General features: G+C 61.9%; 25 protein-coding genes. 12 read left to right on the top strand and 13 right to left on the bottom strand.

Translation table 11 applies throughout. The features are described from left to right. The 10 genes from CFB39_RS38225 to CFB39_RS38185 form a co-directional block, all read right to left on the bottom strand. Nucleotides 1–803, bottom strand: an 803-nt coding sequence (locus tag CFB39_RS38225; RefSeq protein WP_144030390.1) for an IS66 family transposase, incomplete at its 3' end; no start/stop codon positions are given. 51 nt (nucleotides 804–854) lie between these two features. After that, the gene (gene tnpB, locus CFB39_RS38220) at nucleotides 855–1,196 is read right to left on the bottom strand and encodes an IS66 family insertion sequence element accessory protein TnpB (protein ID WP_256991566.1); all 342 of its coding nucleotides are present in this window, start codon (nucleotides 1,194–1,196) and stop codon (nucleotides 855–857) included. Further along, on the bottom strand, nucleotides 1,193–1,594 hold the full coding sequence (locus tag CFB39_RS38215; protein ID WP_089476933.1) for a transposase: 402 nt from the start codon (nucleotides 1,592–1,594) through the stop codon (nucleotides 1,193–1,195). Before CFB39_RS38215 ends, tnpB begins: the two co-directional genes overlap by 4 nt. Nucleotides 1,595–1,685: 91 nt before the next feature. Next, nucleotides 1,686–2,336, bottom strand: coding sequence for a hypothetical protein (locus CFB39_RS38210; RefSeq protein ID WP_256991565.1), 651 nt, complete (start codon nucleotides 2,334–2,336; stop codon nucleotides 1,686–1,688). A gap of 152 nt (nucleotides 2,337–2,488) precedes the next feature. Further along, entirely contained in the window at nucleotides 2,489–2,644 is a 156-nt protein-coding gene (locus tag CFB39_RS41320) for a hypothetical protein (protein ID WP_373452775.1), read from the bottom strand. Between the two features lies 1 nt (nucleotide 2,645). Next, a complete protein-coding gene (locus CFB39_RS38200; RefSeq protein ID WP_089476932.1) occupies nucleotides 2,646–3,383 on the bottom strand; it encodes a hypothetical protein in 738 nt (245 codons plus the stop codon). Further along, a complete protein-coding gene (locus CFB39_RS39975) occupies nucleotides 3,380–3,757 on the bottom strand; it encodes a hypothetical protein (RefSeq protein ID WP_144030389.1) in 378 nt (125 codons plus the stop codon). Before CFB39_RS39975 ends, CFB39_RS38200 begins: the two co-directional genes overlap by 4 nt. A 19-nt stretch (nucleotides 3,758–3,776) precedes the next feature. After that, complete coding sequence (locus CFB39_RS41315; protein ID WP_373452774.1) at nucleotides 3,777–4,118, bottom strand: hypothetical protein; 342 nt, start codon at nucleotides 4,116–4,118, stop codon at nucleotides 3,777–3,779. Nucleotide 4,119: 1 nt separating this feature from the next. Continuing rightward, nucleotides 4,120–4,875: a hypothetical protein gene (locus CFB39_RS38190; protein ID WP_089476931.1), complete on the bottom strand. Its 756-nt coding sequence runs from the start codon at nucleotides 4,873–4,875 to the stop codon at nucleotides 4,120–4,122. A gap of 73 nt (nucleotides 4,876–4,948) precedes the next feature. After that, the gene (locus tag CFB39_RS38185) at nucleotides 4,949–6,121 is read right to left on the bottom strand and encodes a PIN domain-containing protein (RefSeq protein ID WP_089476930.1); all 1,173 of its coding nucleotides are present in this window, start codon (nucleotides 6,119–6,121) and stop codon (nucleotides 4,949–4,951) included. Nucleotides 6,122–6,510: 389 nt separating this feature from the next. Here CFB39_RS38185 and CFB39_RS38180 point away from each other — a divergent pair, with 389 nt between their 5' ends. Then, nucleotides 6,511–7,572, top strand: a complete 1,062-nt coding sequence (locus CFB39_RS38180; protein ID WP_089476929.1) for a hypothetical protein — start codon at nucleotides 6,511–6,513, stop codon at nucleotides 7,570–7,572. A 92-nt stretch (nucleotides 7,573–7,664) separates the two neighbouring features. Here the strand turns inward: CFB39_RS38180 and CFB39_RS38175 are convergent, their stop codons facing one another. Beyond that, nucleotides 7,665–9,461: a hypothetical protein gene (locus CFB39_RS38175; protein ID WP_089476928.1), complete on the bottom strand. Its 1,797-nt coding sequence runs from the start codon at nucleotides 9,459–9,461 to the stop codon at nucleotides 7,665–7,667. Nucleotides 9,462–9,763: 302 nt separating this feature from the next. Next, nucleotides 9,764–10,822: a nucleotide-binding protein gene (locus CFB39_RS41100; RefSeq protein WP_256991564.1), complete on the bottom strand. Its 1,059-nt coding sequence runs from the start codon at nucleotides 10,820–10,822 to the stop codon at nucleotides 9,764–9,766. A 375-nt stretch (nucleotides 10,823–11,197) separates the two neighbouring features. Here CFB39_RS41100 and CFB39_RS38165 point away from each other — a divergent pair, with 375 nt between their 5' ends. From CFB39_RS38165 to CFB39_RS38155, 3 genes are all read left to right on the top strand, one after another. Next, entirely contained in the window at nucleotides 11,198–13,333 is a 2,136-nt protein-coding gene (locus CFB39_RS38165; protein ID WP_089476927.1) for a phage integrase family protein, read from the top strand. A 1,178-nt stretch (nucleotides 13,334–14,511) separates the two neighbouring features. Continuing rightward, nucleotides 14,512–15,171 carry an AAA family ATPase gene (locus tag CFB39_RS38160; protein ID WP_027791981.1) on the top strand — a complete coding sequence of 220 codons (660 nt, stop codon included), beginning with the start codon at nucleotides 14,512–14,514 and terminating at the stop codon, nucleotides 15,169–15,171. Continuing rightward, nucleotides 15,168–16,199, top strand: a complete 1,032-nt coding sequence (locus CFB39_RS38155; RefSeq protein ID WP_060320187.1) for a ParB/RepB/Spo0J family partition protein — start codon at nucleotides 15,168–15,170, stop codon at nucleotides 16,197–16,199. Before CFB39_RS38160 ends, CFB39_RS38155 begins: the two co-directional genes overlap by 4 nt. 116 nt (nucleotides 16,200–16,315) lie before the next feature. On the opposite strand, the gene CFB39_RS38150 is transcribed toward CFB39_RS38155, so the two are convergent. Further along, nucleotides 16,316–17,197: a replication initiation protein gene (locus CFB39_RS38150; RefSeq protein ID WP_060320189.1), complete on the bottom strand. Its 882-nt coding sequence runs from the start codon at nucleotides 17,195–17,197 to the stop codon at nucleotides 16,316–16,318. A gap of 2,060 nt (nucleotides 17,198–19,257) precedes the next feature. On the opposite strand from CFB39_RS38150, the gene CFB39_RS38140 reads away from it, so the two are divergent. Genes CFB39_RS38140 through CFB39_RS38105 form a run of 8 tightly spaced genes read left to right on the top strand, consistent with a single transcriptional unit; the run spans nucleotide 19,258 to nucleotide 26,776 of the window. After that, nucleotides 19,258–19,974, top strand: coding sequence for a type IV secretion system protein (locus tag CFB39_RS38140; RefSeq protein ID WP_060321812.1), 717 nt, complete (start codon nucleotides 19,258–19,260; stop codon nucleotides 19,972–19,974). Beyond that, entirely contained in the window at nucleotides 19,971–20,846 is an 876-nt protein-coding gene (locus CFB39_RS38135) for a TrbG/VirB9 family P-type conjugative transfer protein (protein ID WP_089476925.1), read from the top strand. The genes CFB39_RS38140 and CFB39_RS38135 overlap by 4 nt, the downstream gene beginning before the upstream one ends. 7 nt (nucleotides 20,847–20,853) lie before the next feature. After that, nucleotides 20,854–22,128, top strand: a complete 1,275-nt coding sequence (locus CFB39_RS38130) for a TrbI/VirB10 family protein (protein WP_027791985.1) — start codon at nucleotides 20,854–20,856, stop codon at nucleotides 22,126–22,128. After that, nucleotides 22,125–22,931: a transglycosylase SLT domain-containing protein gene (locus CFB39_RS38125; protein WP_060349367.1), complete on the top strand. Its 807-nt coding sequence runs from the start codon at nucleotides 22,125–22,127 to the stop codon at nucleotides 22,929–22,931. The genes CFB39_RS38130 and CFB39_RS38125 overlap by 4 nt, the downstream gene beginning before the upstream one ends. After that, nucleotides 22,928–24,193: a hypothetical protein gene (locus tag CFB39_RS38120; RefSeq protein WP_089476924.1), complete on the top strand. Its 1,266-nt coding sequence runs from the start codon at nucleotides 22,928–22,930 to the stop codon at nucleotides 24,191–24,193. Before CFB39_RS38125 ends, CFB39_RS38120 begins: the two co-directional genes overlap by 4 nt. Continuing rightward, a complete protein-coding gene (locus CFB39_RS38115) occupies nucleotides 24,190–24,615 on the top strand; it encodes a lytic transglycosylase domain-containing protein (protein WP_060321798.1) in 426 nt (141 codons plus the stop codon). The genes CFB39_RS38120 and CFB39_RS38115 overlap by 4 nt, the downstream gene beginning before the upstream one ends. Nucleotides 24,616–24,617: 2 nt before the next feature. Next, complete coding sequence (locus tag CFB39_RS38110; RefSeq protein WP_089476923.1) at nucleotides 24,618–25,166, top strand: toxin co-regulated pilus biosynthesis Q family protein; 549 nt, start codon at nucleotides 24,618–24,620, stop codon at nucleotides 25,164–25,166. Nucleotides 25,167–25,171: 5 nt separating this feature from the next. Continuing rightward, nucleotides 25,172–26,776: a type II secretory pathway protein gene (locus CFB39_RS38105; protein ID WP_089476922.1), complete on the top strand. Its 1,605-nt coding sequence runs from the start codon at nucleotides 25,172–25,174 to the stop codon at nucleotides 26,774–26,776. Nucleotide 26,777: the final 1 nt, after the last annotated feature.

Here is a 26,777-nt window from a genome sequence, read left to right as displayed (position 1 = left end):
TCATCGCGCACGTAGACCCACAGGCGTCCTGTCTTTGTGCGACCGTTGCCGGGCGCCAGCACTGGCAGCGGCGTGTCGTCCCCGTGAACCTTGCCGCCGGCTAACGTGTATAGGCGGACGGTGTCGAGCAGCGGTGCAAGCAGCGCCGTGATGCTCCCCATCCAATACCCCATCGCACCCGGATCGATCTCGACGCCGTCGCGCGCGTACATGACTGCCTGGCGATGCGACGGGATGTGGTACGCGAACTTCGACACGGCGATGTGCGCGAGCAGCGCCGGACCCGGGATGCCACGATCGATCGGTCGACTCGGTGCCGCGGCCTGCACGATGCGATCGCAGCATGCGCAGGCCAGCTTCGGACGGCGGTGGCGAATCACGCGGAAGTGCGCCCGGACGTATTCGAGCTGTTCCGCGACGTCTTCGCCCAGCGGTTTGAGTTGCCCGCCGCAATCGGGGCAGTCATCATCGGCGGGCAGATGGATGCGCTCTTCGCGCTCAAGGTGATCCGGCAACGGCTTGCGGCCCACACCTTCGCGACTCGGCCGGTTCACTGCAGCAGCCGTGGCCATATCGGCCGAGCCTTCATCGGCCTGCAGGTCTTCCAGCCGCAATTCAAGCTGTTCGATCTGGCGATCCAGCTTCTCCGATTTCCGGCCAAACTGCATCCGGCGCAGCTTGGCGATCATCAGCTTCAGATGTTCGATCTCGATCGCGCGCGACGAGAGCTGCTCGCGCAAATTGGCGACCATCGCCTTCAGCGCGTCAATATCGTCGGGGAGATCGGCGGGAGCAGCAGACATGCAGTGAGCTTACACGACGCCACCTACAAGCTCTCCACGCGTAATGAACGTTTACAATGCGCTTCTCGGGCGCGCTGCATCGATCGGCTGCCGCCAATCGAAACCTTCGAGCAAGAGCGCGAGCTGAGCGGTCGTCAGCGCAACAACACCGGCATCGGCGCGCGGCCACGCGAAACGTCCTTTCTCGAGGCGCTTCGAGAGCAGGCACAGGCCACCGTCGCACCACCACAAGCACTTCAGCAAGTCGCCGCGCTTACCCCGGAACACGAACACATGCCCGCTGTAGGGATCCTTCTCCAGCACGGTTTGTACCTTCGCGGCCAACGAGTTGAAGCCGGAACGCATGTCCGTGACGCCCGCCGAGATCCAGATTCGCGTGTTCGGCGGGATCACTTTAGACAGTCTCGTAAATACTGCTCGGCGAACTCCTGCGACACACCGCGGATACGAATACGTCGTTTGCCGACCTCGATCTCGATTTCACATCCCGGCGGCATCGCCGGGCTCGCCGACATATCCAGCGTTTGTGCCAGAGCGTGGTTTGGGACGTCTTTCGCTGGCAGATCGACCACCTCAACAGGCAGCAGCGCGACGTTTGGTATCGACGCTGCACGTTGCGCATCTAGCAAGCTTCTTCGCCACTGCGCGACCATATTGGCGTTCAAGCCATGCGCACGGGCTACCTCGGCAATCGGGCGATTCGGATCGTTCGCTTCTGCAGCAACCGCTTCCCGAAACTCCTTCGTGTAGTTCCTCGATCCCGGTTGTCTTCCATGCACCACTGGCTTCATCAATCTGATTCCCGTTACATCTGATGGGAATCAGATTGCCTGTGCCGCGCCCTCATGAACAGACGGTACGTGTCGAGCGCTTACGCATGTTTCACGCTGACTGGGTTAGGCGGACGTAGCCGGCGCGCGCAAGGCGGCGATGCGCACACCCATACCGCACGCGTGCGAGCGGTCGCAGGAACGATGGTCGACCGGCATCGTGTCGTGCACGATCGCGAATGTATTGCTCGAGATTGCGTTCGGCCGGTGCCAGCGAGGCGCGGCGCATGGCGACGCGATGACGATAGTCGGAAGCGAGCGTCAGCGCGCGAGCGGCAATTCGGTAAGCGCGGCGGTCGAGCGTGTCTAGCGCGGCGTAGCCATCCCATTCGCCGCGATCGGTGAGGTTCACGTTCCGATTCGCGCGCGCGACCTCGATCTGTAGGTCGCGGTAGCGGTTCAGCAGCGCGTGGTCGCGATGATAGTCGCCGGTCGGCACTGCATCGGGCAACGGAGGCAGGTCGAAGATAAACGGACCTGCGTCCGGGCGGTTGTCGTTGTTACGCTCGATCTGGTCGTGAAGATCGTAGACGTACTGCTCGAGCCGGGTTGCGTTATCACGAGCCGCATCCATCCGCGCGGTCGCCAGTTCGCGGCGACGCTGCAACCAGCGGGCAACACCCCCTCCGGCGATGAAGCCGGCGATCGGCTTGCCAAACTCTTCGGCATATTTCCAAACATCTTGTAAGTCCGGCATGGCCATCGGTCTTCCCTTCGACGGTGATAGAACGCATTATTGACTGCCGTTGCCGAGATCCACCTCGGCCCGGAACGCCTCGAGCGTCGGCACTTCGCGGCCGGCCGCCCCTCCCTCTGCGCCACCGGCGTGCGCGTCACACGGCAAGCTGCCGGGTTTCAGGCGCAGCAGATGCGGCGCGTCACGCGCACGTCGGTCCCCGGCACGCCGTAGTGCGCATGCAGCGTCGCTTCGTCGAGCCCTTCGAGGTACGCGCGGTACAACGCGAAGTGGGCCGGGTCAGCCGCAGCGTCGCGGGCGGGTGAAGCACGCACGTCACTGGCCTCCTGCAGACGCCGGGCGCAGCCACGCGCAGCGCCGCACGGCAGCGCCGACTGCGATGCTGCAGGTGATCAGCGTCGCGGCGCTGGCCAGCAGATGGGCGAGCACTACAGCGACCGTGTCGTGCGTGGTCGGCCATTCCGACACTTTCCAGGCGAGATCGAAGTTGAGCCAGACGAGCCCGCCGATCAGCGCGATGAACGCGCCTGGTACGCGCAGCGCGAGATGGCTCCAGTGATCCGGGCGCGCGAGCCACCAGCCGATCACGAACAGCCCGGCCGGCACCACCAACGGGCCGGTTCGGCCGTAAATCAATGACCACGTGAACGTAACCGCGGCGCTGGCGATCAGGACGAACAGCAGGTTCTTCCCCCAGCGCGGGAAGCCTGGTTCGCTGCCGCGCGTCGCGCAAAACACGTAGTAGTAAAACTGCAGGGCCCCGACGCCGACGGCCGCCATGCCGATTCCGCTCAACGCATGCTCGAGCACCGACACCGCATCGGCGAATTTCAGCGCCTCGCGTATCGCACGACGGACGGCCAACACGTGGGGGTCGCCGGCGCGAGCCGCCGCGCGCTCCCAGTTGCCCCACAAGAACAGCCGCCAGCCGAGCGAGAACGCGGCGGCCGTGAGGACCAGATGCCACCCGGCGCGCAGTTTTCCGGGGAGATCCGCTGCAGCGATTCGTCGACGCAGGCGATGGGCGAAGGGGCACGGCTCAATCGTGCTCATCGGGAATCCTCAATCGAACGCATGCTGGAGCGGCACGGCATAGCGCCGCTCGACGCCGGCGGCCCATTCGCTGACTTCCACGCTGCGGGTATCGCGCAACTCGCCCTCGAGGCTGCTGGCGATGTAGCAGTTGAACCGCAGCCGATCCCGAGGCTTTCGCGCACGAAGCCGAGCAGAAACGAGTAGCCGCCGTCGCGGACCACCAGGAACGCATCGATGCGCACATCCGGCATCGTGTCGGCGTGGCGCAAGGTCACGAAGAACCCGGTCTCGCGCAAAAACAGTTCGTGGGTATAGCCGCGCTCGGCCGCGAGCAAGAGCGCCGCGTACGCGGTGGGTGCGGGGCATCCGTCGCCGGTGGTCGCTTCGTCCATGAGACTCCTGGTTGTTCGGTTACCGGTCGCGGCGCGCGTGCGCTGCCAGCGCCGCGCGCAGGTTCGATTCGGTCTGCGCGAGCCGGCGCTGCAGCGCGTGCTGCTGATCGACCACGACGGCGAACGCGTCCTCGCTCGCCTCGAGCTCGTGCGCGGCGTCGACGTCGCGTGCGCGCCGCGCGGCGATCGCCAGCGTGTCGCGCAGCGTCGCAAGCGTGCGGCGCGTGACCCGCACGTCGGTGCCCGGCGCGCCGTAGTGCGCGTGCAAGGTCGCCTCGTCGAGCCCCTCCAGATACGCGCGGTACAGCGCGAAGTGGGCAGGCGTCAGACGCAACGGCGACCGGGACGGATCCTTGCGCATGTCAGCCGCGCGACGTGGTCGTCAGCCACCGCGGATCGTGCAGCGCCTCCGGCAATTCCCGCATCAATCGCGCTTTCAGGTCAGGAATCAGTTCCACCGTACCAGTCGTGTCCACACAGTGCTGCTTGATTTTGCCAAACTCGCGCTGCAGGCGATCGAGGCAATCGCGCGACAGAGTCGAGGCCGGCGCCTTGATTTGCGTCCGGATCTCGTTCGCCAGTTCGCCGGCGACCAGGCCGTAAAGGATCGCGCGCTGCGCCTCTAGCTGATTCAGATCCAGCGCGTCCGGCCATTCCTCCGTGGCCACCGCATCGATCCAGGCGCGGCTCTCCGCAAGCACCGTCGGTAGCTCGAGGCAATGCGACAGAATATTGATCGGTAGCATCGCGCGATCGCCGAGGAGCGATGCATCGAATGCCAGTTCTGTCCACGCGGTTCGCGGCGGGGCCGTCTCCCCCTGCTGCTCAGCCAAATACTCGACAATCCGCTCAGCGACCGCGTCGAGCTGGGCCACAGCGTGGCGAGCGAACGCTTCGAGCACCAACGCGGTCTCGAGTTGAGCGGGCGCGCGTAGTTCGGCTTGCTTTATGCGCTCGCGCCTCCAGGCGAGGTGCTGGGTCACCACGGACGTCAGCGCATTGACCGCGGCGCCGATCACCGCGCTCGACGCGCCGACGACCCACCAATTCACGGTGGGGGCCTGCGCCACGACTTTGGCGACCTCGGACGCCGCCATTGCTACTTCGGATGCCGCCATAAGCTAATCTCATTCGGCTTAGTTATCGCCCGTTAGCGATCGACCATCGCGTCAGGCGGGGAATGCACGAACTTCAGTTCAATGCGTCACGCGGGGTGTCGCCCTGGGACGATACCCAACCGGGCGAGATCTCACCGAGCTGCGCCCGATAGACCGTTGGCAGGATTTCCACCGCGCCGATTGTCATCCGCTTGGGAATTTCGCCATTCAGGGTGACAAGGGCGCGGATCGGAATGGCATCGTTCCGGGAAAAGCTCCGCACTCCCAATTCACTGTACTTGCGGTCCGGACCGTCACCGCTCCAGAGGCCGAAGCTGCAATGAATCTGGATGCGACCATGCGCCGTTCCCTGCACGGAAACGGTAACCGAGTGCTCCCCGTAGTCCACTGCTTCGAATTGGCCGGCAGCGACTTCAGGTGGGGGCAGCTCGACGCGCTGGACAGTGACTACCTCTCTCGAACTGAACCTGATCAGAGATTGGGCCTCGACTTGCACTTTGATCGCACCGTTCGCGCTCCGTACCGCTTCGAGTAGCGCGGAGGCCAGATCGAGCGGTCCGCCCGCCATCGAAAGCTCCGCGAGACGCCGCGCGGCAAACCGTGCGGTCTCGTCCTGGAACGCGCTGAGCACGTCGCTCAAGTCTGGCGTCCAGTAAAGCCGCGCCGATCCCGCACAGAAGCGTTGCCAGTCCCCGTCGCTCGACACCACCAGAATTCCGGTCGAGTGCTCGTCGGCCCAGTCTTCGAGCGCGAGCAAGGCTGCGGCGTCGGGAAATTCGTGCTTTTTGCCCCCCGCGTCGGCAAACGGCGGTTGTGCGGCGAAATACCGGTCGAACAGCGTGCGCACGTCGACGCGTGCCGCGACGTCGAGCACCGTCGCGTCCGCGCGCTCGCGCCAACGCGTCAGCCGCGCGGCGGCTGCCGCGGCCGGCTCGACCGCTTGCGCGGCGGTCTCCCGCAATTGCGCGATGGTCTCGATCGGCAATACGTCCGCCAGCGCCGGCGCGCGGCTCGCGCGCAGCAACGCGGTGCGGGCGTCGGCCGCATCACGCGTGAGATGCGCGATGAGCTCGCGCTGCACCACATCCGGGATCAAGACCCGCACATTCGGGCTGGACCGGAACTGCTCGACCCGTCGCAGCAGGCCGTCCTCGAGGCGCCGCAGTTGCGCGTCGAAGATCGAGGTATCCAGCGCAATCGCCTTGATTTGCTTGGCTTCGATCAGGTCGTGGATCCGTGGGTCCATGGCGGTTTCCTGGCGGTGAGGGTCGGGCGGCCGGCGACGTCGAGGCGTGCGGTGCAATACAGAAAGCGTAACGGGCCGCACGGCGATGGTCGTGCGCGGCGCGCGGGGCGATGGCGCCCGTCCCCTGCCCGGCCGCGCCGGCCCACGGTCTGACGAAAGTGTCGCCGAGAAAGGCCGATCTGGCAAAAAATGTCCCATCTGATAAGAACAATTATCAGATGTGGCACTTTTGCGCCCAAACTGTGTTGTACGCCGGGCCGGCCGCGCCCCCGGGGCCTCGCGAGCGGCAAGGTCTGCCGTGTACCTGCCACCCGCCTTGTTTAAACCCCGCTTAAGCGATCTGGCCGTATATTCTGTTCCCGCCACCACACGTTCCTTCCGGAGTTTTCGTGCTCGACGCTACGCTTGAAACGAACCCATCTCTCTACTGGCTCCACATCCCGATCACCGCCCCCCGCGGGGACCTGCTGGGCCCCGATCACGCGCGAGTCTCCATCCTCGGCAAGCCGGCGCGCCTGCACACCCGAGAAGCGTTCCCACAAAAGCATGCGGCCGTCAGCTCGACGGCCGTGCACCAGTGGCTACTCTTCGACCCAATGACGGAGGCCGAGGCCGAAAACGTCTTCGAAGAATTTTGCGCGCGATTGCCGGCTTTATCGCTGCGTATGAGTGCTGCCTTCCGAATCGGCACGTTCAAGAAACTGCAAAAGGTCTATGGGGAACTTCACCAGGGCCCGATTCCGACGCTGATTCCGGCGGAACACACTCCTAGCGCCAATTGGGCTGAGTTGTCGATCAGTAACGAAAAGCAAGGTTGGGCAGATTGGTTGGACACATGCCCTGCCGTCAAAGATCACCGGCTCCTTGCGGCCCTCGATCTCTACGTCAGCGCGAAAGACGACGCAATGCTTCGTTCACAGTTCTTGACCTACCTCACCATCCTCGATTCGCTGGCACCGTCCTGGAGTCGCCCGCCGTCCGTGGTCCAATGGATCGATCGGCGACTCCAGGACCGAGTAGTGCGCGCCGATACCGGGTTGGGCAGTGCACTCCGGAATCTCAAGAAGGTGTCGCACGGAAAAGCGGTGCGCGAATTGGTTGAGCGCGCGGCAAAAGCCAATGGGCTAGACGCGCAGACAATGGCCGCGATGAAAAAGTCCGCAGGCGATTTGTACACGGTGCGCTCCAACCTGTCTCACGCCGGCAATACCGATGTACCTGATGTTAAGGCCGCGCGTGACCTGGTCGAACTCGTCCTCGATCAGGCCCTAATCGACCCGACCATTCTTGATGTCAAAGATGAAAAGGACGCGCGCCGGCGCGTCGCTCCTCGTTCTGCTCGTCAAGCGATCCGGCGCGAGGCCGGATCTCTGCCGCGCTCCGAGTATGGGCACAGAACTCCGGCACAACCTCAACGACACGCGAAAAAGCAACGCCGCCCCGGTCCATGAGCACCGTCCGCGGGATACGAGCTGTCAGGCGGGGCAGCCACCGAGACCCGCTCTCCCTGACGACTTGATGACGTCACAACGATCAACTGGAGCTAAGCTGTCTGCTTCAGTTCCTCGAGAAATGCCTTGAGCGGGTCGGCATCATTGCGCCGCAGTCCCTCGCGCGCGATCGCATAGCTATGCTCGGCGCGGATAAAAAACTCCTGCGGACTTCCGAGTGTGGGGATGCGCCCGAAAGCAGCGAGCAATGCGGTCAGCACCGACTTCAGATATGCCTCGAGGTTCGCGCACAACAGCGCAATATTGACCATCCTGCCCGCACTGTGAACGATGTCGCAGCGGGCGCGCCACACCCGTTGCAGGTGCCAGCGCAACCCTTGTTCGGACTTGTCGAGAAAGGCGCTCATTGCCTGCGGTGCGTCAAGAAAGCCGATAAACTGATCGAAGCGCATCTGCGCAAACGGCGCCTCCTGTAGGCGATCGCGAATCGTTCTGCGATGAACCGGCTGGGCGAGCACGTCATAGAGCTGCCCAATGCTCAACTCTTTCAGTGGGATCGGTTGGCCGCCGGCCGGATCGATGAGTTCGATAGAATGCTCGAGCAAAACCTCTCGATAGGCGCCTAGGTGGTTGGATATTGAGGCCCCCATCAGAACAGGCGTCAGACTTGACTCGACGGCTGCGCCGATCGAGCCGACTCCACCGGCCCCCTTCGCGAGCTGCTCCAAGCCCGTCCACCAGTTGACAAGCTTGTTCTCGAAGTTGGTTGTATCCGCACCGGTCCGATACAGACGGAAGGCAGAAAGTACCCGATCACGGCCTTCTTGCGAAAAACGTTCTCCGGTCACCAAACGGCTGACACTTTCGGCGAACCGATGCAACTCTTCGCGGCTAACAGCTGCTCGAGGATTTGGTACCACCTTCGGGATCGGCAGTACGCGCCAAGAACCGCCGCCCGCGCGGGAGACGGCAAAGTCATCGGAGACGTTGATATTTGCGTGGTCGTATTCGAAGCGAACGAGATCGAGCACCCGATTGATCTGCTCGTGTAGCAGTTGACCGGCGGCACGCATGTCGACCGCCTCAATCTCGCCCGTGGCATACAGTCGACGCGGCCTTTCGTTCAGGTTCCGCATCCCAGTCAGCTCGCGACGAAGCTCACGCACAAACCGAATGTCACCGATCTGGTCCGGGAACGCTTCGACATCAGTGATTCCGTCGATCGCGAAATAGGCTTGCCACGAAGTAATCGGCGACGTGACGATCCTGCGCAATAGATCAAATCGCTGAGCAAATACATATGGCTTGGCAGACGGCTTCACCGGAACCAGGACCTGACGATAGAGCTGGAAGAGACCCTCGAGGCTCTGACCACGGGCGAGTAGGTAACTGAGCAGCGCACCAGTCAGCGAACGAATCTCGTTGAAGCGCTCTGCCTCGACGCGGGCATCAGGTGTCAGCAGTACAGCTTGCAGGCCGGCAAACAGCTCGTCGAGATAGTACGCCTTCAAGAGGGCGGTGTATTCACGCAGATGCGAATCCAGCAAGGCAGCGTACTTGTCAGCCCCGCCCTTCTCGGCATTCGGCCCGTACACCTTTCCGAGCAAAATGCAAATTCCCTGCGTCGATGCCTTGAACCGTGCGCGGAGCAATACCGCCTCGGCTTCTAGGATACCGAGCGCCTCCCTCCCGATCATCGCGCGATCCTCAGCCTTCGCGTGAGCGTAGCTGCACACACGCATCAGTTCTTCCACTATGTTTAGCGCGTGCATCACGCGAACCCGGTGCGAATCGAGCGAATAGGCGTGAGTCATGTTGAACCAGACGGTCACGAACACGTGTTGCTCACGAGTGAGCGGGAAATCGGCGAGTTTGGAATCGTGTTTCATCGCTTTTGAGGGCGTCGTTTTTCGGTGCGGATTCAGGCACCCCGCTTCTTTCACCCCATTTCGATGCGCATTTTTCGGGGCAGTTTTTTACAACCAATTTTTGTTGACCGGGGAACTTGGGCCGCCTATAGTACGTCCCAGTTGCAGATCATCACACAAGCCCGTCGTATTTCCGCCGGCAAGATTACTAAAGGGGTCAGAAGTGTGGGTCTGGGCGGTGTCCCGCTGCATTTTCTGTTCCCCCATCTCTTCCGAAGGGCTCGCCATCCGGCGAGCCCTTCGCGCATCGGATCGCCCCTCTATCAGAGGTGATTCAAGTCAACCAGCAGGCCAGCCGCGCGCATTTCTTTTGCGAGCGCGGCTTTCCAAGCGCCGCCGGCGTCGTAGTCCAGATACTGCACACCACTGAAGTCGGACGGGATTTCGACGTTCCCTCGACGCAATGCACAGACGCGTCCTCGTCCGAGCTTCGCCGCGAAATAGCCGAGTTCGAGGATCACATTCTGGCGCGCGCGGGGGTTGAGGTCATCCACAGCGGCTGCAGACACCCCACCCTTGTCGTCAGGGGTGAGCAGCACCACGGCGAATGTAGCCGTGCCAGCCTCCCGCTCAAACTTCTCGATGATCGTGGCGCCCCGACCGGCCTGCTCGTCGAGAATTACACCTTCGAGACCGAGCTTGGCAAGAAGCGCCTGCACTTCGAATTTCGCCGCCTGATCGTGACCGTGCACAATGAACACACGGGATGGAGTGGCGACCGGCGCCACGCCGGAGAACCCGATCGGTAAATCGACGCCAACTTGACGGGACGCAGTCGCCGCCATGGCCACACGTGCCGCTTCGGCACCGGCCGCCGCCCGCGCGAGTTCCCGGCCCAACGGGGTGGAAAAGCCACTCGCAGGACGTACAGCGCGCACATCGGGCTGACGAACAATCAGATGGTTACGTTCCAGCACGCTGTACAGGTCGACGTGTTTGACGGACCAATGGGTGCAGCCGAGATCCCCAAAACCGCGCGTACTGATATCCAACGCGTCGGCAAGCTCGAGCAACGTCTTCTGCGGAATCGGCGGAACGTTCGGATCCGCCTCGAAATGCAGGTAATAGTTGTCGCTACGGTGCTCGACCTTCGTGATACGTCCGACGATCGCAGGAATCTTCGAGTCTCCCTTCCCTTCGCAGGCGAACACCGCCGGAAACGACTTGAGGCTCATTTCGACCGCATCGTTCATCGGGAATCGCGCCGCGACCGTCTCTACCGATCGGTAGTGGAATCGCCCCTTCGGCGTTGCGCCTTCGCCCCGGTCCCAATGGCCGTCCTCTCCGGACACGATCAGGTTGTAATAGTCATTCGGCCGCATGACAGCTAACTCCCCCGGTGCATGGCGGCAGTCGCGACACGCGACCGCTAACCCGACGATTCTCGCACGCCGAGCTGTCAGCGTCTGGCGATTCCGGGGCACCGAAATGGAGCGCCTGTAACGTGTCCAGAAATGAAGGGTAACATAGCCCTTACTATGTTACCCTTCACTTTATTGGCCGATTCGCCCAGTTTCTGAGCGAACCTGGCGCTCACGCTTGTCTGGCAAGGCTCGCCGGCAGGTCGACGACCACCGGGGATGCGGTGTTGCCCTCGCCGTCCGTCCGCCTCGGACGAAGTCAAAGACGAGCGGACGCCGCTGCGCCCCAGGACACGTATCAAACAACACAGTTACCGTATTTCCTCGAAGCCACCCATGACGACCGCCGACGATCCAGACGTGCTCGATGTCGAGTTCCGCGAACTGCCGGCCACGCCGCGGCGCACGACCACGCCGGTCGCGCGTCGCAAGTCGCGCTCGCGCGCAGCCCGTCGCGAGGCCGCCGCCGAGCGCCGAATCGGCCTGCAGCACCTCGCCTTCTTCCGCGGCTATCTGGAAGGACTGGACCTTGCCGAGCTGGCCGACCAGTACCTCGAATTCGGCCGCGACGCGCGCAAGGCCGCTGCGACCCGCACCTGGCTGGTCACCGCCTTCGTCGCCGCAGCCCGCAAGCGCCAGGACTTCGCGACCGCGCGGCTGCTCGCGATCCGGCCGGCCGCCCTCGCCGCGACGCCGGCGACCGACGCGCCGGCGCAGGCAATTCCGTCGCTGGAGGACTTCGCCGCCGAGCACGATCCGGAGGGCTTTTACACCGAGAAAGAGCTGCTCGACCTGTTCGCCGCCCGGCATGCCGGCACGGACACCGACGCCGGCGCGGCCCTGCGTCGGCAGCAGCGCAACGCCCGCCTGCGCGCGCGCCAGATGGCGGCACTCGACGCGCTCGCGCGCCTGGTGGTCGAGGACCCGCGCCCCGAGCATCACGTGCTCGGCTGGTTCGACACCGCCGTCGCGCTCCGTCTGGCCGACGTCGGCCTTACCACGATCGGCAAGCTGGTCGAGACGATCAACGCGCTTGGCTACCGCTGGTACCGCCGCGTGCCACGCTTGGGCGAAGTCGGCGCGCGCCGCATCACCGCATGGCTCGCCCACTACGGCGACGTCGCCGGCCTGCAACTGGCCCCCGGCGTGCACACCCACCCGTCAGAATCCACCCTGCCCGGGCAACGGCTTGCCGCGGCCGGCCCCGTCACCGCGATCGTGCCGCTCGAGCGCTTCTTGCTGCCGCCCGAGCTGGACGGCTCGCACGGCACCCACCGCAATCGGGTCAAGAACAACAGCCGCGCCAACAACGACCGCGAGGCGATCGAATTCTGGCTCGCCGACTACGAGAACCCGCATACGCGCCAGCGCTATCGCACCGAAGCCGAGCGGCTGCTGCTCTGGGCGATCTTCGTGAAGCGCAAAGCGCTGTCGAGCCTCGACACGGACGATGCGCGCGACTACATCAACGGCTTCCTGACCGATCCTCAGCCTGCGAGCCAATGGGTCATGACCGGCACCGCGCATCGCGGTGATCTGGGCTGGAGGCCGTTCCGCGGGCCGTTATCGGTCAAGAGCCGGCAGGACGCGCTGTCCGCGCTCAAGAAATTCTTCGGTGAGCTGGTCGACGCTCAGTACCTGGATCACAACGCGTTCGCGAAGGTTCGCGTGTTCACCGGGGCGACGCACGACGCCGCCGGCAACGAACGACGCGTGGCCGCGAAGTCGCGCCTGCAGATCGAGCGCGGCTTGACCTCCGACGCCTGGCGCTTCGCGATGCGCGTGCTCGACGCGATGCCGGACACGGCCGCGGCAACGCGCATGCGCTTCGTGCTGAGCTTCGCGTACAGCACGGGGCTGCGACGCGCCGAGTTATGCGGCGCCTTCACGGACGATGTGCAGGAGCGCTACGCCGGGCCGGAATTGGGGACGATCCGATTGCTGCGCGTGGTCGGCAAGCGCGCAAAGGAACGCTTCGTGCCGCTGGTGCCGGCGGTGTTGGACTTGATGGGCGACTATCTGGAATCCCGCGGCCTGCCGCGCGACCCCCTCGCCTGCCCTGCCACCACTCCGTTGATCCCGGCGCTGCTGTCGAATGCCGAGATCGGCAAGATCCGGCGCGCGGCGCAAGCCAGCAAAACCGATCCGGCGCCTGAGCTCGCGGCGCGCGCGCGGCAAACCGGCCCGATCCATCCGATTCAACTTTATAAGGCGGTTAGGCAGTTTTTCGCGATGGCAACTGCCGCGGCCCTGCGCGAGGACTCGCCCCATGCGCGGGCCTTCAGCGCGGCCAGCCCGCACTGGCTGCGACACACGTTCGTGTCGCATGCGCTGGTCAATGGCATGAGCCTCGAGAGCGCGCGAAATTTTGCCGGTCACGATTCGCTCGACACCACATCGATCTACGCGACTGCGGAGCTTGGCCGCCAATACCGTGAGGCCGAAACCTTCCTTAGATTAGCTACAGCTTAGCGCGGCTCGGGTCATCAAAATCGATTGATGGCGAATCGCCCTAGAATCGGAAGTATCTGCGACGCCAATATTGCTGTTTTGACCGCCAGTCGGAACGCGCTCGACGAAACATCATCAACGGTGGCGATGACGACCCACCTTCGACTTCTCCAAGATTAAGTCGGAGTTAACTCCGTGGGAGTTATCGAACTACCAGATGATCTACGACTTCCGTCCTTACAGGCCAATGATCCCGCAGATAATCCTGGACATTGCGACGGAGTGTACGCTGCGGCCATTTGCGGGCGGATAGCGTAAAGTCAGTATATAAGGAAATCGAAGCTTTGGATCCCACAATCCGAAAACGACGAGATATCAGTCGGCGCTCCATCCTCTTCGCCGGTGAAACGGTTCGTGATTGCTTCCGTCGTGCAAGCTGGTCGCAGTTTCAACGTAAAAACTGGATCTGCCAGCATTCGCTATCACGCTCAGCATACGAGCCGGTTGACCAATGTCTGTAACTGCTTGGCCCGGTCAGTTTCCATGTAGAAACTGCCCCCGTGAGCATCAGATTAGATGTCTCCGAGGGGCATCACCGGCAGCATCGACCGCAGTTTCTACGTAGAAACTAGATCTGCGGCCATCGGGCGTCACGCCCAGGACGCGCGCGTTGGAGATTTATCCCGACGTCTGCAATTACTTGGACGACTCAGTTTCCATACAGAAACTGAACGTCTTCCGAGCATCCAAAAAGAACGCTCCGATGCGCCGCTCCGAGGGTACCGACCGCAAAAAGTTGCCTTCGAGCCCGCCGTACGCGACCGCAGTTTCTACGTAGAAACTGCCCGCTGCGCCGCTAGGACGTGAGGTCAAAAACTGCGCACGATTCAAAGAGGTCGGACAAGAGAATGCCAATTACCCCGTTTGCGATCGATTCGCGACCCGTCCGCCGCACTGTTAAGCCGCCAAAGGTGCTGCGGGCGATACCCCAAGTTTCTACGTAGAAACCACTCTTGGGAAGTACGCCACTCTACAAGTTTCGGTTGATCTGTCGCGCCGGAGCCTAGAATTTCTCATAATCGTGTCGTTTTTCTTGATGTTTTTCGGATGGCATCCTAATATCCCTGGCAGCCCGCTTGGCGAGCAGTTTCTACGTAGAAACTGCTCCTGTCCGAGCACCGAGTGCATAAGGAGAACGCATGGCCGCGAAAATTATTGCCGTCTTCAACCAGAAAGGAGGGTCGGGGAAAACAACGACCTCGACCAATATCGCGGGTGCCTTCGGCCTGCGAGGCTACCGAACCATGCTCGTCGACTTGGACGAGCAGGGCACCGCGACACTCTCAGTCGGCGCGGCCCCAGATGATCGACCGTACCCGGCAGCTATTTCGAACCTAGCGCTAAGTCCCAGGCCGGATCGGGAGATTGCAAAGTACGTGAATGACTATGATTTTATTGTCATCGACTGTCCGCCCGCCATTAAATCGGCTGCGCCCTCTGTTGCCCTTCTTATTTCCGATCTGGGACTGATTCCCATCGCAGCGTCGGGCGGCAACCTATGGGCGGTTCAAGAGGCAAAAAAATTAGGTATGGAGGCCCAGATCCGTAACCCCGATCTCAAGCTTCGTTCATTCGCAAACATGAACCAGAACGTCACGATCGTGAAGCAGATCTTTGAGGCTGCAGCCGGGGACGATGAGCTTCCCATGCTGAAAACGAAGCTCGGCTTCCGCACCGCGTACAAGGAAGCAGAGGTATCTGGCGCTACTGTCCTCCAACTCCGCTCGGCCAAGGCCGCCCACAAAGAACTAAATGATCTTGTCGACGAAATTCTTGAAGTTCTGGAGGTGCGTGCATGAGCAAGAAAGACTTCTCTGCGGCGCTTAATGCCGGTGTAAAGCGCGACCAGACAATGCGAGAGACGGCGACACCTTCGAGGTTCGACCGCGTTGATGAAGCATTGAGCGGCCGAAGCAGCCTATTGGATCAGCCCAACGAGAATGTCGCTGCCCCGACAAGATCGGCTGCAGAAGCGTATTTGGCAAGTCTGGAGCAAGCAGGGAAGGTGCAGGCGCGGTATATAACAATGCCAATAAGCCATATCGACGATAACCCGCTCAACAGTCGCACTATCTACAAAGAAGAGCTCATCGCCGCGCGCGCAGCCTCAATGGCCCGAGATGGCCAACTCGTCCCCGTGCTTGCCGGACGCCACCCCGACTTTCCGGATCGCGCAATCTTGATCGACGGCCAGTTCCGAAAGCTTGGTGCGCTCCGGAATCGCTCCGAGACGTTGGATGTGAAGCTTCTCGAAGGCCTGGACCCGATAGATTTCTACCGCCTTGCTCGAGCAGCAAACAACGAGCGCGAGCAGGAAACAATTTTGGACGTCGCACTCGGGTACAAGAAGCTCCTCGATCAGGGTCATGCAAAATCGAATGACGAGCTGGCGGTCTTGGTGGAGGAAGGCAAATCCAAGGTCAGCAAAATTCTCGCGCTTCTGGATCTGCCGCAGTCAGTCCTGGACGTGATCGGTTCGCATCCCAAACAATTCGGCCTATCAACTAGCTACGAGCTCACCCTGTTCCTCAAGGCATCGGACGAGAAGCGCACCTTGGCATTTGCCGAGCGCATTCGTGACGAGGAATTGCCGTTTCAGAAGGTGAAGGCTATACGCGAAAGTCTCGAGAATGGCCGGGCCCCAAGGAAGTCCCTTTCGCGACAGTACAAGGTGTCAACAGTTGAAGGGGCCGAGATCGGTGCGATCAAGGAATGGGGCGACGGGAAGGTCCGTCTGGACCTCGCTCTGGGTTCGGCCGAAAAAGCCGAGGCATACGTTGCGGCCTTCAAAAAGCTCCTTGCCGAAGACGGCCACCAACTGAAGTAGGGATGTGCGATACCCAGGTGTGTCCGCCGGGTAGGCAACACAGCTAGAGTGGCATTCATCCCGTGCCGTATTACAAGCAATGTAGCGCGACGGAACTACTGCGAGACCGTCGCGCTTCAACTTCCGGCAGTTGCCGCTGCACTTGGTTCTTCGAAGGGCAACTCGCCATCCAGCGCTAGGCGGCTTTGCGGATTCTGGATGAACTTAAAATCGAGCGAATTCACAGCGCGCCCGAGCTTCACCGGTGTCCAGGAAATTACAAGGTCCGCCTTTGCGTTCAGCTCGTTCACTGCGGTTTCAATCACGCGGCGCTTGATGTCGGCAAAGCGGTACGTCGCCGGGATTTCAAGCACGTGCCGGAAATCTTCCAAAGTGATCAGGAGCCTGCCCCGATCCCGCTCTCGCATCAACAGTTCGAGGAGTCGCCATGAGTAAAGTGACTGTAACCCTCGGGCAAACTCAAGTTGATACGAGACGAAACGCCGCTGCAACATGAAGATATGGGGGGTTAAATCCGGCGAGAAGGAAACTTCTGCCCATCCTTCTCGTTCGTGGTAAACCGCCTTCCACACCCAATTCAGTACCACCTTCCTCGGGCCATCCATATACGTCAGTTGACGCTTTTGAAGACTCGCACAGCCTTCCTTCAGTCCCTCATACGCAGCGGTTGCTTGCTTTTCGCCCGACCGCGGAGCAAGTGCTGCAAGGGCGGCAAACTCGTCGGCTCGAACACGAACACTCACATAGCCGTTACCCTTACCATGCAAGTACGGTGACTTCTTGCTGTCTATGCATCGCAGTGCCGCCATCATGACTCGCTTCTCGTTAAGGGTCAGACCTTGCTGAGCATTGACCAGTGCTCGGCTCATGGCAACAGTCCCCCGCACTCGGCCATCACCGTCCAGAGGAGGTTCGTCCAAGGGCGCGATCTGGAAAGGTTCAAGCTCAACGATCTCGACCTGGGCAGGCTCGGACTGGTTTTTTGCCTTTTTGTTCACAAAGGTGACCTTCAGCGGAGAGTGTCACAATTATAAGGTGACATGCGCAGGGTGCAAGTCACCGTTGTGGATAACGGTCGAAATTTGTCACTGCCAGCCCGCTTTGCGTCTACTTAGGGTCGGATTGCGTCACCGTCAGCCCGGGAGACGTCACAGTTTCTCGACTGTGACGTCCCGCGAAGCCATAACTGACAAGCCTGTGCGGGAAGGGGCACAGCGTTTACAAAAGGTTTTACAAACGGTTCTACAAACTGTCTTACAAAGAGCCCCGTTTGAAAGTTGTTCCTATACAACAAAATCCCCCCACACCGACTTGCAGCGCATGCCGCACCGCTGAAAAGTGACATTTTCCGACCTCAAAGCCTTTGCAGCGCCTTGAATCCACAGCCGCTTCGCCACAGAGAAGGGTTTGCCAGCGCAAAAAGTGACGCTTTCCGACCCGACCAGCCAAAACGTACTAAGTACTCACTCACCTTTTGCCGAGGTGGTCCCTTTCCCAACGACGGGTCAGACTGCCAGGTCGGAAAACGTCACCTTTGCGGCAGATTATGAGGGGCAGTCTGATGACCCCGGACGGTTCATCGTCGAAGAAGCCATCACGGCAGGTCGGAAAAAGTCATAGAAAGCACGGGACCTTGGGTCGGAAAACGTCACTCTTCGCGCGAACGCTAGCGGAGGAAATAGGATTAGAGCTTCGACCGTAGGTCGAAATATGTCACTTCTCAAAACAACTAGCGGGTCGGAATTTGTCACCATCAGTTTCGACCTCAGGTCGGATCGTGTCACCTTTTCGAACAACGTGCCGGGTCGGGAAACGTCACTTTTGAGGTTTGGACTCAGAAGGTCGGAAAATGTCACTGTTCGCGGTAAGTCAGCGGGTCGGAATTCGTCACCTTTAGGTGACTGTAGCGGTGGGTCGGAATATGTCACCTCTCGATAGACCTCGGGTCGGAAAACGTCACCATTGCATTGCGATGACTTATTTCGACCTGGCAGTCTGCCGAAAGGACTAGGCCGGATAATGTCACCGATCGTGTGGCAACTTCCTCGAGGTCGGAATTTGTCACCCGATCGGCAAGTACCGTCAGCGTCTGCGAGGAAGGACCGACGGAAGGAGAGCGTTCAGCAGATCCTGCAGTAGGGGAAGATGGGGAACCACGAGGTCGATTTGAGGCACATCGATTCTGAGATGCCTGCCGTTTGGCCCAAGCGACAATCGAAGTTCAACACCGTCTCGGGCTTGGACTACGCCCGTAGACAGTATCGATATCACTTTCGATGGAGCAATGTTGGGCGGCACGGATAGAGCCCTTCGCGTGACAAGATCCTTACCGACTTCCCGGATCAGTTTCGTAGCGATTTCTGCTGTCCGGTACGAGACTTGACATGGCCCGCCGAACGAGGCGACCACTTCGGGTGGAAGCAAAGAGGCTTGGATAGACCGTGTGACAATTGCCTTCGACACGTTGAAGTCCACAGCCAGCGTTGCTTGACTCGGCCAGAGCCGCCGATCCAACTGCACCCGATAGAACGTGCCCAGCACAACGGGTGGAGAGCCAGCCCTGCGGAGATCCTCATGTCGCGCGATCGCGGCCAGGCGATCGCGGGGGATGCCTGCTTTCTCAGCGGCCGAACTATTACACGAATTGGAACAGGTCATAGGAGTCAACGATCGTTGATCGTCATTGTTGTTGTTTCTGAGAAATGTCCCTCAACCGGTTGAGGGGCGCATCTGGATTCCTCGAACGAGGACTGGGTCGAGAATCGTGCAAAAACAATGATTTGCGAATGCCTGCCGTCTCGTCACCACCAGAGTGCTGCGTGCAACGCGTGCAACAACGGCGAACTAATTCTATCGGCGTGTTCATAAACGCAAGACCCAAAAGCTCGTGATTTTCATAGGGCTTTTTGCCCTACGCCCCTCAACCAGTTACGCGCTGTGGCTCCGATTGCCAGCGTTTCCTGGTGTCGCGAAAAGGTCCCTGAAATCACGGCTCTTTTCCCACGTGCCGTTGTCGCCCCGGCTGTTCCAATTGATCCGTCCCAATTGGAACTCCGTGATGCGACTCCCCCGACTCTTTCCCCGTAGCAAGAAGCAGGTCGCCCTGTCGCCGGCGCCCGGCCACTACTCGAACGACGATCCCGAAAAGATCATCTTCGATCAGGGGACGCGTCTGCGAATCGAAGCGAATCACTGGAAGACCTTCTGCTTTGTTCTCGCGATCATCGCCGGTGGTGCGGTGTACACGCGGCAACCGCCGCCGTCGGTTGTGAAGGCCTATGGTGTCTCGTCGGATGCCGGCGGCAATCCGTTGGTCAAGCAACTGGCCGCATACAACCCCGACGACCAGGCGAAGCGCACGGCGATCAAACAGGACGTCGAGCACTGGTTCACGATCGAGCCGGTTCTCACCGACGATATTCGCACCTCCCGCCTCGCCAAGAATATCAACGCCGTCAAAGCCAAGATGGTCGGCAACGCGAAGAACCAATTCGCGTCGTGGATCAGCGACGACAAGCCGTTCGACCAGATCACGACCAATCCGAAGCTGGTCCGTGAGCCGAAGGTCACCAACGTCTCGCTGCTCGAAGATTCGACCGTCGTCGTCGAATTCACGACCTCGACCCGGCAATCGCCCACCGACAAGCCTGTCGATGTCCGGTTCGCGCTGACGATGCGCTACCAGATCATTCCGCCGACCGCGGAAGACGTACTCGGCACGAATCCGTACGGCCTCTACTACCCGTTCTTCACTTTGCAAAAAACAGGCGCATGAAACGACCACGTTCCCTCTTGACCTGGGGCACGCTCGCGTTGATCGCGGCGTCGGCCAATGCGTTCGCCGCAAAGACTGCCGCGAGTCCTGTTTCGCCGATTCCCGGTTTCGATGTCGGCAGCATCATCGGCGACGCGATGAGCCCGGTGAATCCGTACAACTCCGGCGCTGATCCCATCACGATGCCCGGTGACGCGCGCATGGCTGTCTTTCCGTACAGCCGTGATCAAATCTACCGCGTGATGACGGCGCCGCTGAAGCTCACGACGATCGAGCTGGAGCGCGGCGAGAGCCTGATCAGTGAGCCGGCGATGGGCGATTCGGTCCAGTGGGTCATCGATACGGACGGCGCAAACCACGTGTACGTGAAGCCGACGAAGCCCGGTCTCGTCAACACCCTGCATCTGAGCACGAACAAGCGCGAGTACGAGCTGACCCTCGTATCGTCGCCGCTCGGAGGCCTGTTCTATCAGAACGTCCGCTTCAACTACCCGAATTCGCTGATGGCGAAAGTGCGCACGCGCGGGAATGCCGCCGGCGACGATCGCGATGCCGACCATGCTGATCAATCGGATTCTGGGCCGATCGGTGTGCCGCCCGACAAGCTGAACTTCGAATACACCGTCTCCGGCACGAGCTCGCTCAAACCGGAGACCGTCTTCGACGATGGCACGTTCATCTGGATTCGGATGCCGCCGCGTACCCCGTATGCCGTGCCGACCATCAACGATGGTGGCGATATCGTCAGCCCGAACTTCATCCGCCGTGGGCCGTATATCGTCATCCAGCGACTGGCTGACGAAGTGAAGCTCACGCGACCAGGCGAAGAAGTGACGATCACCCGCGGCCGTCGCGGTCTCTTCGGTTTCTGAGGTCGGTATGGCAAAGCAGATCGATCCGAGCAGCCCGGAAGAGAAAGCCTTGTTCAAGGGTAAGGTGCCGCGCAACATCATGATTGCGATCGGCGCGATTGCTGCTCTTGGCATTGGCTCGTTGGGCTTCTACACGCAGACGGTTGAGGCAAACAAGGCGGAGGCCGACGCGCTGAAGGCCAAGCGTGAACGTGCGGCCGAGGCGGTCGACAAGGGCGACCGCGACAAAGCTGACGTCGACAAGATCATCGAGCAGCAGCAGGCCGAAGCACGTCGACGCGCTGCTGAAGCAGCGGCGGCTGCAAGCGCGGCAGCCGCCGCGAGTGCGAAGAAACCGACCCTCTCGGCCGACGCTGTCCTGCCAAGTGCTGGCACCAGCGAACTCAAGGCGGAGAACGACCAGGACACCATCTACGTGTCGCCGATCTTCCGTCCGGGCGTCAAGGTCAAGGACGCCCAGCCGCAGCAGCCGCAACTACCGAACGGCATGATCTCGCCGCAACAGATGCTGCTCCAGCAGGCGGCCGCTCAAGACGCTGCCATGAAAGAAGCGACGGCGCAGGCTGCACTCGCATCACGCGGAGGGCAGGCGGCAGGACCGATGACGACGCAACAACGCGACAACGCATTCATGCACGACGTCGCGCAGCTGAGCGAGGGCGACAAGGATTTCGCGCGAACTGGATTTGTCGGCCAGTCGCACGGCTGCACGCTGTCGCCGCCGGCGAAGATTCCGGTTCTCTCGAACGAAGCGCTCAACTCGGATCGCCCTGGCACCGCGTCGCTGATCGTCGAAAGCGATGTGTACGCGAACAACGGTGACGGGCGTTGCCTCGTGATTCCGTGGGGCACCACGATCGTTGCGCCCTATAGCTCGGACATTCAGCCTGGGCAGGAGTCGATTCTCGTCGCCGGCGCGGAGATGCGGCTGCCGAACGGCAAGCACGTCCCGTTGTACGGCGCACAAGGTGCCGACGGCGATGGCACTGCCGGCTTCAGTGGTGACGTGAACAACCACTTCTTCAAGATTTACTCGACGTCGTTCCTGACTGCCATTCTGGTTCGCGCCTTCAGCAATAGCGATCAGAGCACGACGTCTGGCCCGCTTGGCGTCACCACTGTGGGCAGCACAGGCGGTCAGATCGCGGCGCAAACCGCACAGTCGGTGCTCGATCGTTACAAGAACATCCCGCCGACTATCTCGTCGAAGCCGGGCAAACGGCACTTCATGATGAAGATCAATCGCGACATGGTGCTCGAACCGTACCGGGAGCCGCGATGATCAAGCGCATAGCGTTCGCGGCTGTCGTGGCAATGGCCAGCGCCTACGCACATTCGGCGGTGATCGCGCAGGTGATCAGCCCGGTGAGCATCGTCATCCAGGATGGCGTGACTAGACGCGTCGCGATGCTGCCAGGCAAGCCGGTCTATTACTGCGGCCTCGATGCGTTCGTCGAATGGGCATCGCCATTGATCGGCCAGCCCGTGCACAGCTCTAGCGAAGCGGGCATCGCGGTCACGATCGATGGTCGCGACGTCGCCCTGGACGACCTGTTTATCGACCGCGGTTGGCTCCAACCGCTCGTACTGGATGACGGCGCGCAGGCGGCGCTCGCCGAACGGCGAGGAGGATGGGCCTGCTCCCGCGCGGTCGTGCCGTTCGAACTGCTGCACACCAACGTCGATCCGAAGATCCTCGCCGGCATCGCGCTGAACGAATCGAACTACCGCGGCCGCGCGTGGCCGTGGACCCTGAACGTTGCAGGGCAGGGCTTCTTCTTCAAGTCGCGCGAGGAGGCATACAAGGCGATCGAGACGCTGCTCGCTAGCGGGCGGCTGGATTTCGACGTCGGCCTCATGCAGGTGAATTGGCGATATCACGGCAAGCGCTTCGCGTCGGCGTGGGACGCGCTTGCGCCAGCGACCAATGTCGCTGTTGCCGAGGCGATCCTCACTGAGAACTTCGCGCGGACCGACTCGGTGGCGAAGGCGGTCGCCTATTACCACAGCGCAAATCCCAATCCCGGTCGCTCGTACCTCACGCGGTTCGTTCGACACCTTTCCCTGATCGAGGCAGGCCTGTGAAGCACACGACCAAGTTACTCGCGTGCGCCGCGTCGGCGATCGTGTGTGCAGCCGCATCGGCGGCGAACACCGACCCGTTCGACTTCGACTACGACATCCTCGGTGGCATCTCCGAGCGGCCGGCGCTGATCTTCAACGATGGCTCGAAGACCTATATCCAGCCGCGCGCGGGGCAGGTCATTGTCGCCGAAGGTGGGCATACCGAAGGCCCGTACGTCGTCGTCGAAGGCACGCCGGCGTCGATCACGTACAAGGTCGGTGCCCATTCGGCCACGGCCCGATGGAAGAAGGCGAACACCTTCATCGGCGGCACCGGCGCACTGGCTGCGATGAAGGACGATCAACCGGCCGGATTCGACGGCTTCACCAACCGCTTGGTGTTGATCGGCACGCGCTCCGCGCTCGCGCCGGTTCGCGCGCTTCATGCGTCGATGCCGGTCGGCAACGTCGTCAAGTCGCTCGTTCCGCAGGGCTGGACGGGCTCGGCGCAGAAGGACGTCGACCTGACGACCTCGGAGTCGTTCGCGACGCGCGATGGCGAGAACTGGATGCAGGCGCTCGATCGTTTGATGACGCAAACCGGGCTGTACGCGGACGTCGATTTCGGTGGGCGGCATGTGCGGCTGCATCGCGATGCGCCGAAGTCGGCGGCGTTGAACTATGCGTCGTCCGGCGGCGATGCCGACGAAGCCGGCATGAATCGCGTCGTCGCGCGTGTCACGGCCGAACCGCCGCCAGTGTCGCGGCTCGCCGAGCGCTTTGGCGCGCAGGCGATCCGTGATGGCGACGACACGCATATGCAGATCCGCTTCACGGCGAAACCGGCGAAGACCGTCACGTTCAAGACGCCGGACGGGAAGGCGTTGCGCACCAGCTGGGATGAGGTCAAGAGCGTGATGACGATCGACCGCGCGGAACGTTTCATCGTGGCCGACGCGACGAACCGCGTCGAGGTGAGGCGCGACGCGAAGACGGTCTACGACTTCGATCAACCGAACGCGGCAAAGCTCGAAGCCGTGTTCGACCGCGAGGGACGCACGTACTTCAAGTTCGCGGAATCGGTCGTGCGGGTCGGCGTGACGGACGCGCGGAACCTGGGCATCGGCGAGCAGAAGGGCCGCTACTTCATGTTCGAAGGCACGTCCGACCTGTTCACCGTGACGGCCGACGGCATCACGATTCGCGTCAAGCGCCGCAAGGAAGTCACGTATCGCGAAGCGCCTGACGCGACGCTGCAGGCGAGCGGGGGGGCGACGCCATGAAGCACATCGTAGCGATCGTCGCTGCCGTGATGGTGATCGCCGCGTCGCCCGCCCACGCAGATTGCCTTGATGACGCGGCCGCGTTTCACCGCGTTAATCCGCGGCTGCTGCGCGTTATCGCGCAACACGAGTCGGGCATGCGGCCCAACGCAGTCAACCGGAACACCAACGGCAGCGAAGACATCGGCCTCATGCAGATCAACACGTCGTGGCTGCCGACGTTGTCCCGCTACGGCATCCGTCGCGAGCACCTCTTCAACGGCTGCGTGAGCGCGTATGTCGGGGCGTGGATCCTCGCGTCGAACGTGCGTCGCTTTGGGCCGAACTGGAAGGCGGTGGGGGCCTACAACGCGGTCACGCCGTCCAAGCAGCTCGTCTACGCCAGTGCGATCTATCGCCGCTTTATGCAACAGGGTCGGTAAACATGCAGAAGACACATTCGAAGCAGGCGCGAGCACGCGCGATCGTAGCGGTAGCGCTGGCCGCCCTGAGCGCCGCGGCGACTGCGACACCCCAAGCAGCGACGAGCTCGATCGACGCGGATGGCTGGCAGGTACTCGCATCGGGGCCGAAAGCGGCACCGGCCGCGGCCGACAGCATAAAGCGGGAGCAGTCGCTGCAGGCGCCGGCGAGCACCAGCGCGCCCGCGCTGTCGACAGACGTCGCGGCTGTCGAGTTGCCGGGCGCGGGTGCAACTGCCGCGAGCGGCACGCTGACCTTCTCTGTGACGCCGGCGGACGTGAATCTGCGCGACGCCCTCGACCGCTGGCTGCAGCAGCAGGGCTGGCAACTGGCGTGGAAGATCGAGGATGACCTGCCGCTCGAATTCAACGCGTCCTTCACTGGCGATTTCACGTCCGTGCTGCAGCAGGTGATGAAGGCAACGAACCACATGCGCACGCCGACGCGCGCCTGCCGTCACACGAACAACGTCATCCGCGTGATCGCACGCGCGGGCAATTGCCAGGATTGAGAACCATGCGTGTTCACCTTATGAAATCCGCGGTCGCGGTCGCGGCCGCACTGATGGCCGCAGGTTGCGCCGTGACGCAGCAGGACGTCAACGACAGCTACGACGCTGCGCACCGAACGATTTCCGACGCGCTCGGTAAGGGCCCAACGCCGATGGCGCTCGTCGAGGACGTACCCACCGCATTCCTGGGCGATAGACTCGTGCCGCTCGCGTACGAGGCGACGCTGCCCGCCGTGTTCCGCGACAAGACTGTCACGCTGCCCGCGAACCTCGGCATCCGGCAGATCGCCACGCTCATTTCGACGGCGACGGGCTATCCGGTGCACCTGAGCCCGGACGTGTTCGTACCGCGCGATTCCCTGGTGCCGGGCCAAACGGAGTCGAAGGGGCAGAACAACGCCGCGCGAACCGAAGAGCCGATCTACCGCCAGGCGTTCTCCGGCAAGACCGGCATGTACATGAGGAACATGACGACGGACCTGGGGCTCGACTGGTCGTTCGACGGCAGCACGATCAACGTGAGTCGGTTCGTCACCCGCATGTACCAGATCGCAGCGATCCCGGGCAAGGTGTCGATCAAGTCGACCATGAGCAAGGGGATGGACACGTCGACGGGCAATCAGTCGGGCGGCGGCGGGGGTGGCAGTTCGGGCGGCAACACCGGCTCGTTCTCCGCCCAGACGTCGACCGGCCGCGAAGGGGATTTCGATCAAATTGCGGCAATCACTGCGGAAATCGACAAGCTGAAGTCGCCGATGGGCCGCGTAAGTGTGAACCCGCAAAGCCGGTTGGTGATGGTGTACGACACCAAGGAAGCCGCGGACAACATCGGCAAGCTTCTCAAGCACGAAAACGCGATCTCGACGCGCCAGGTGGCGATTACGGTCCGCACGCTCCAGATTGCGCTGAACAAGGGCAGTCAGGCAGGCATGAATGCCGACGTCGTGTTCAACGCGATGCACGCCGGCCTCGCGCGTTACGCGATCAGCTTCACGTCACCGACGTCGCTCGCGACGGGCGGTGGCGCGGTCGGTGTGTCGGTCCTGCGCCCGGACGCGCCGTTCTCCGGCACGAACGCGGTTGTGAACGCGCTGAACCAGTACGGCCGGACGGTGCAGGACAACACGATGACCAAGATGACCCTCAACGGGTTGCCGGTCTCGATTGCATCGTTCAAGAGCGATGACTACCTGCGATCAACGACGCCGTCGTCGGGCTCGCTGACGGCGACGTCCGGCGGTGTGCCGGGGTTGACGCCGGGCACCATCACGACCGGCGACTTCGTGAACGTGCTGCCGGCGGTCAACGATCATAACCAGATCGTGCTCGCGTACTGGGCGGACAGCTCGAAGCTCAACGGTCCGTTCACGAGCGCAGGGGCTGGTTCTGGCCAAACGCAGCAACAGATCCAGCTCGCGCATACGGTTGGTACGAAGGACGACCAGACTATCGCACTGTCGGACGGCCAGACGATCGTGCTGTATGGCGCGATCACGGATCAGGCTGACAGCACGACGAATACCGGCATTGCCGGCCTCACCGGGAGCTGGAACAAGGCAAAGACGTTCCAGGTGATCATGCTGAAGGCGACGGTCGTTCCGTCGATGTGAT

This window comes from Burkholderia sp. AU6039 (assembly GCF_002223365.1).
GTDB lineage: Bacteria > Pseudomonadota > Gammaproteobacteria > Burkholderiales > Burkholderiaceae > Burkholderia.
This window is presented reverse-complemented; position numbering and strand designations above follow the sequence as displayed.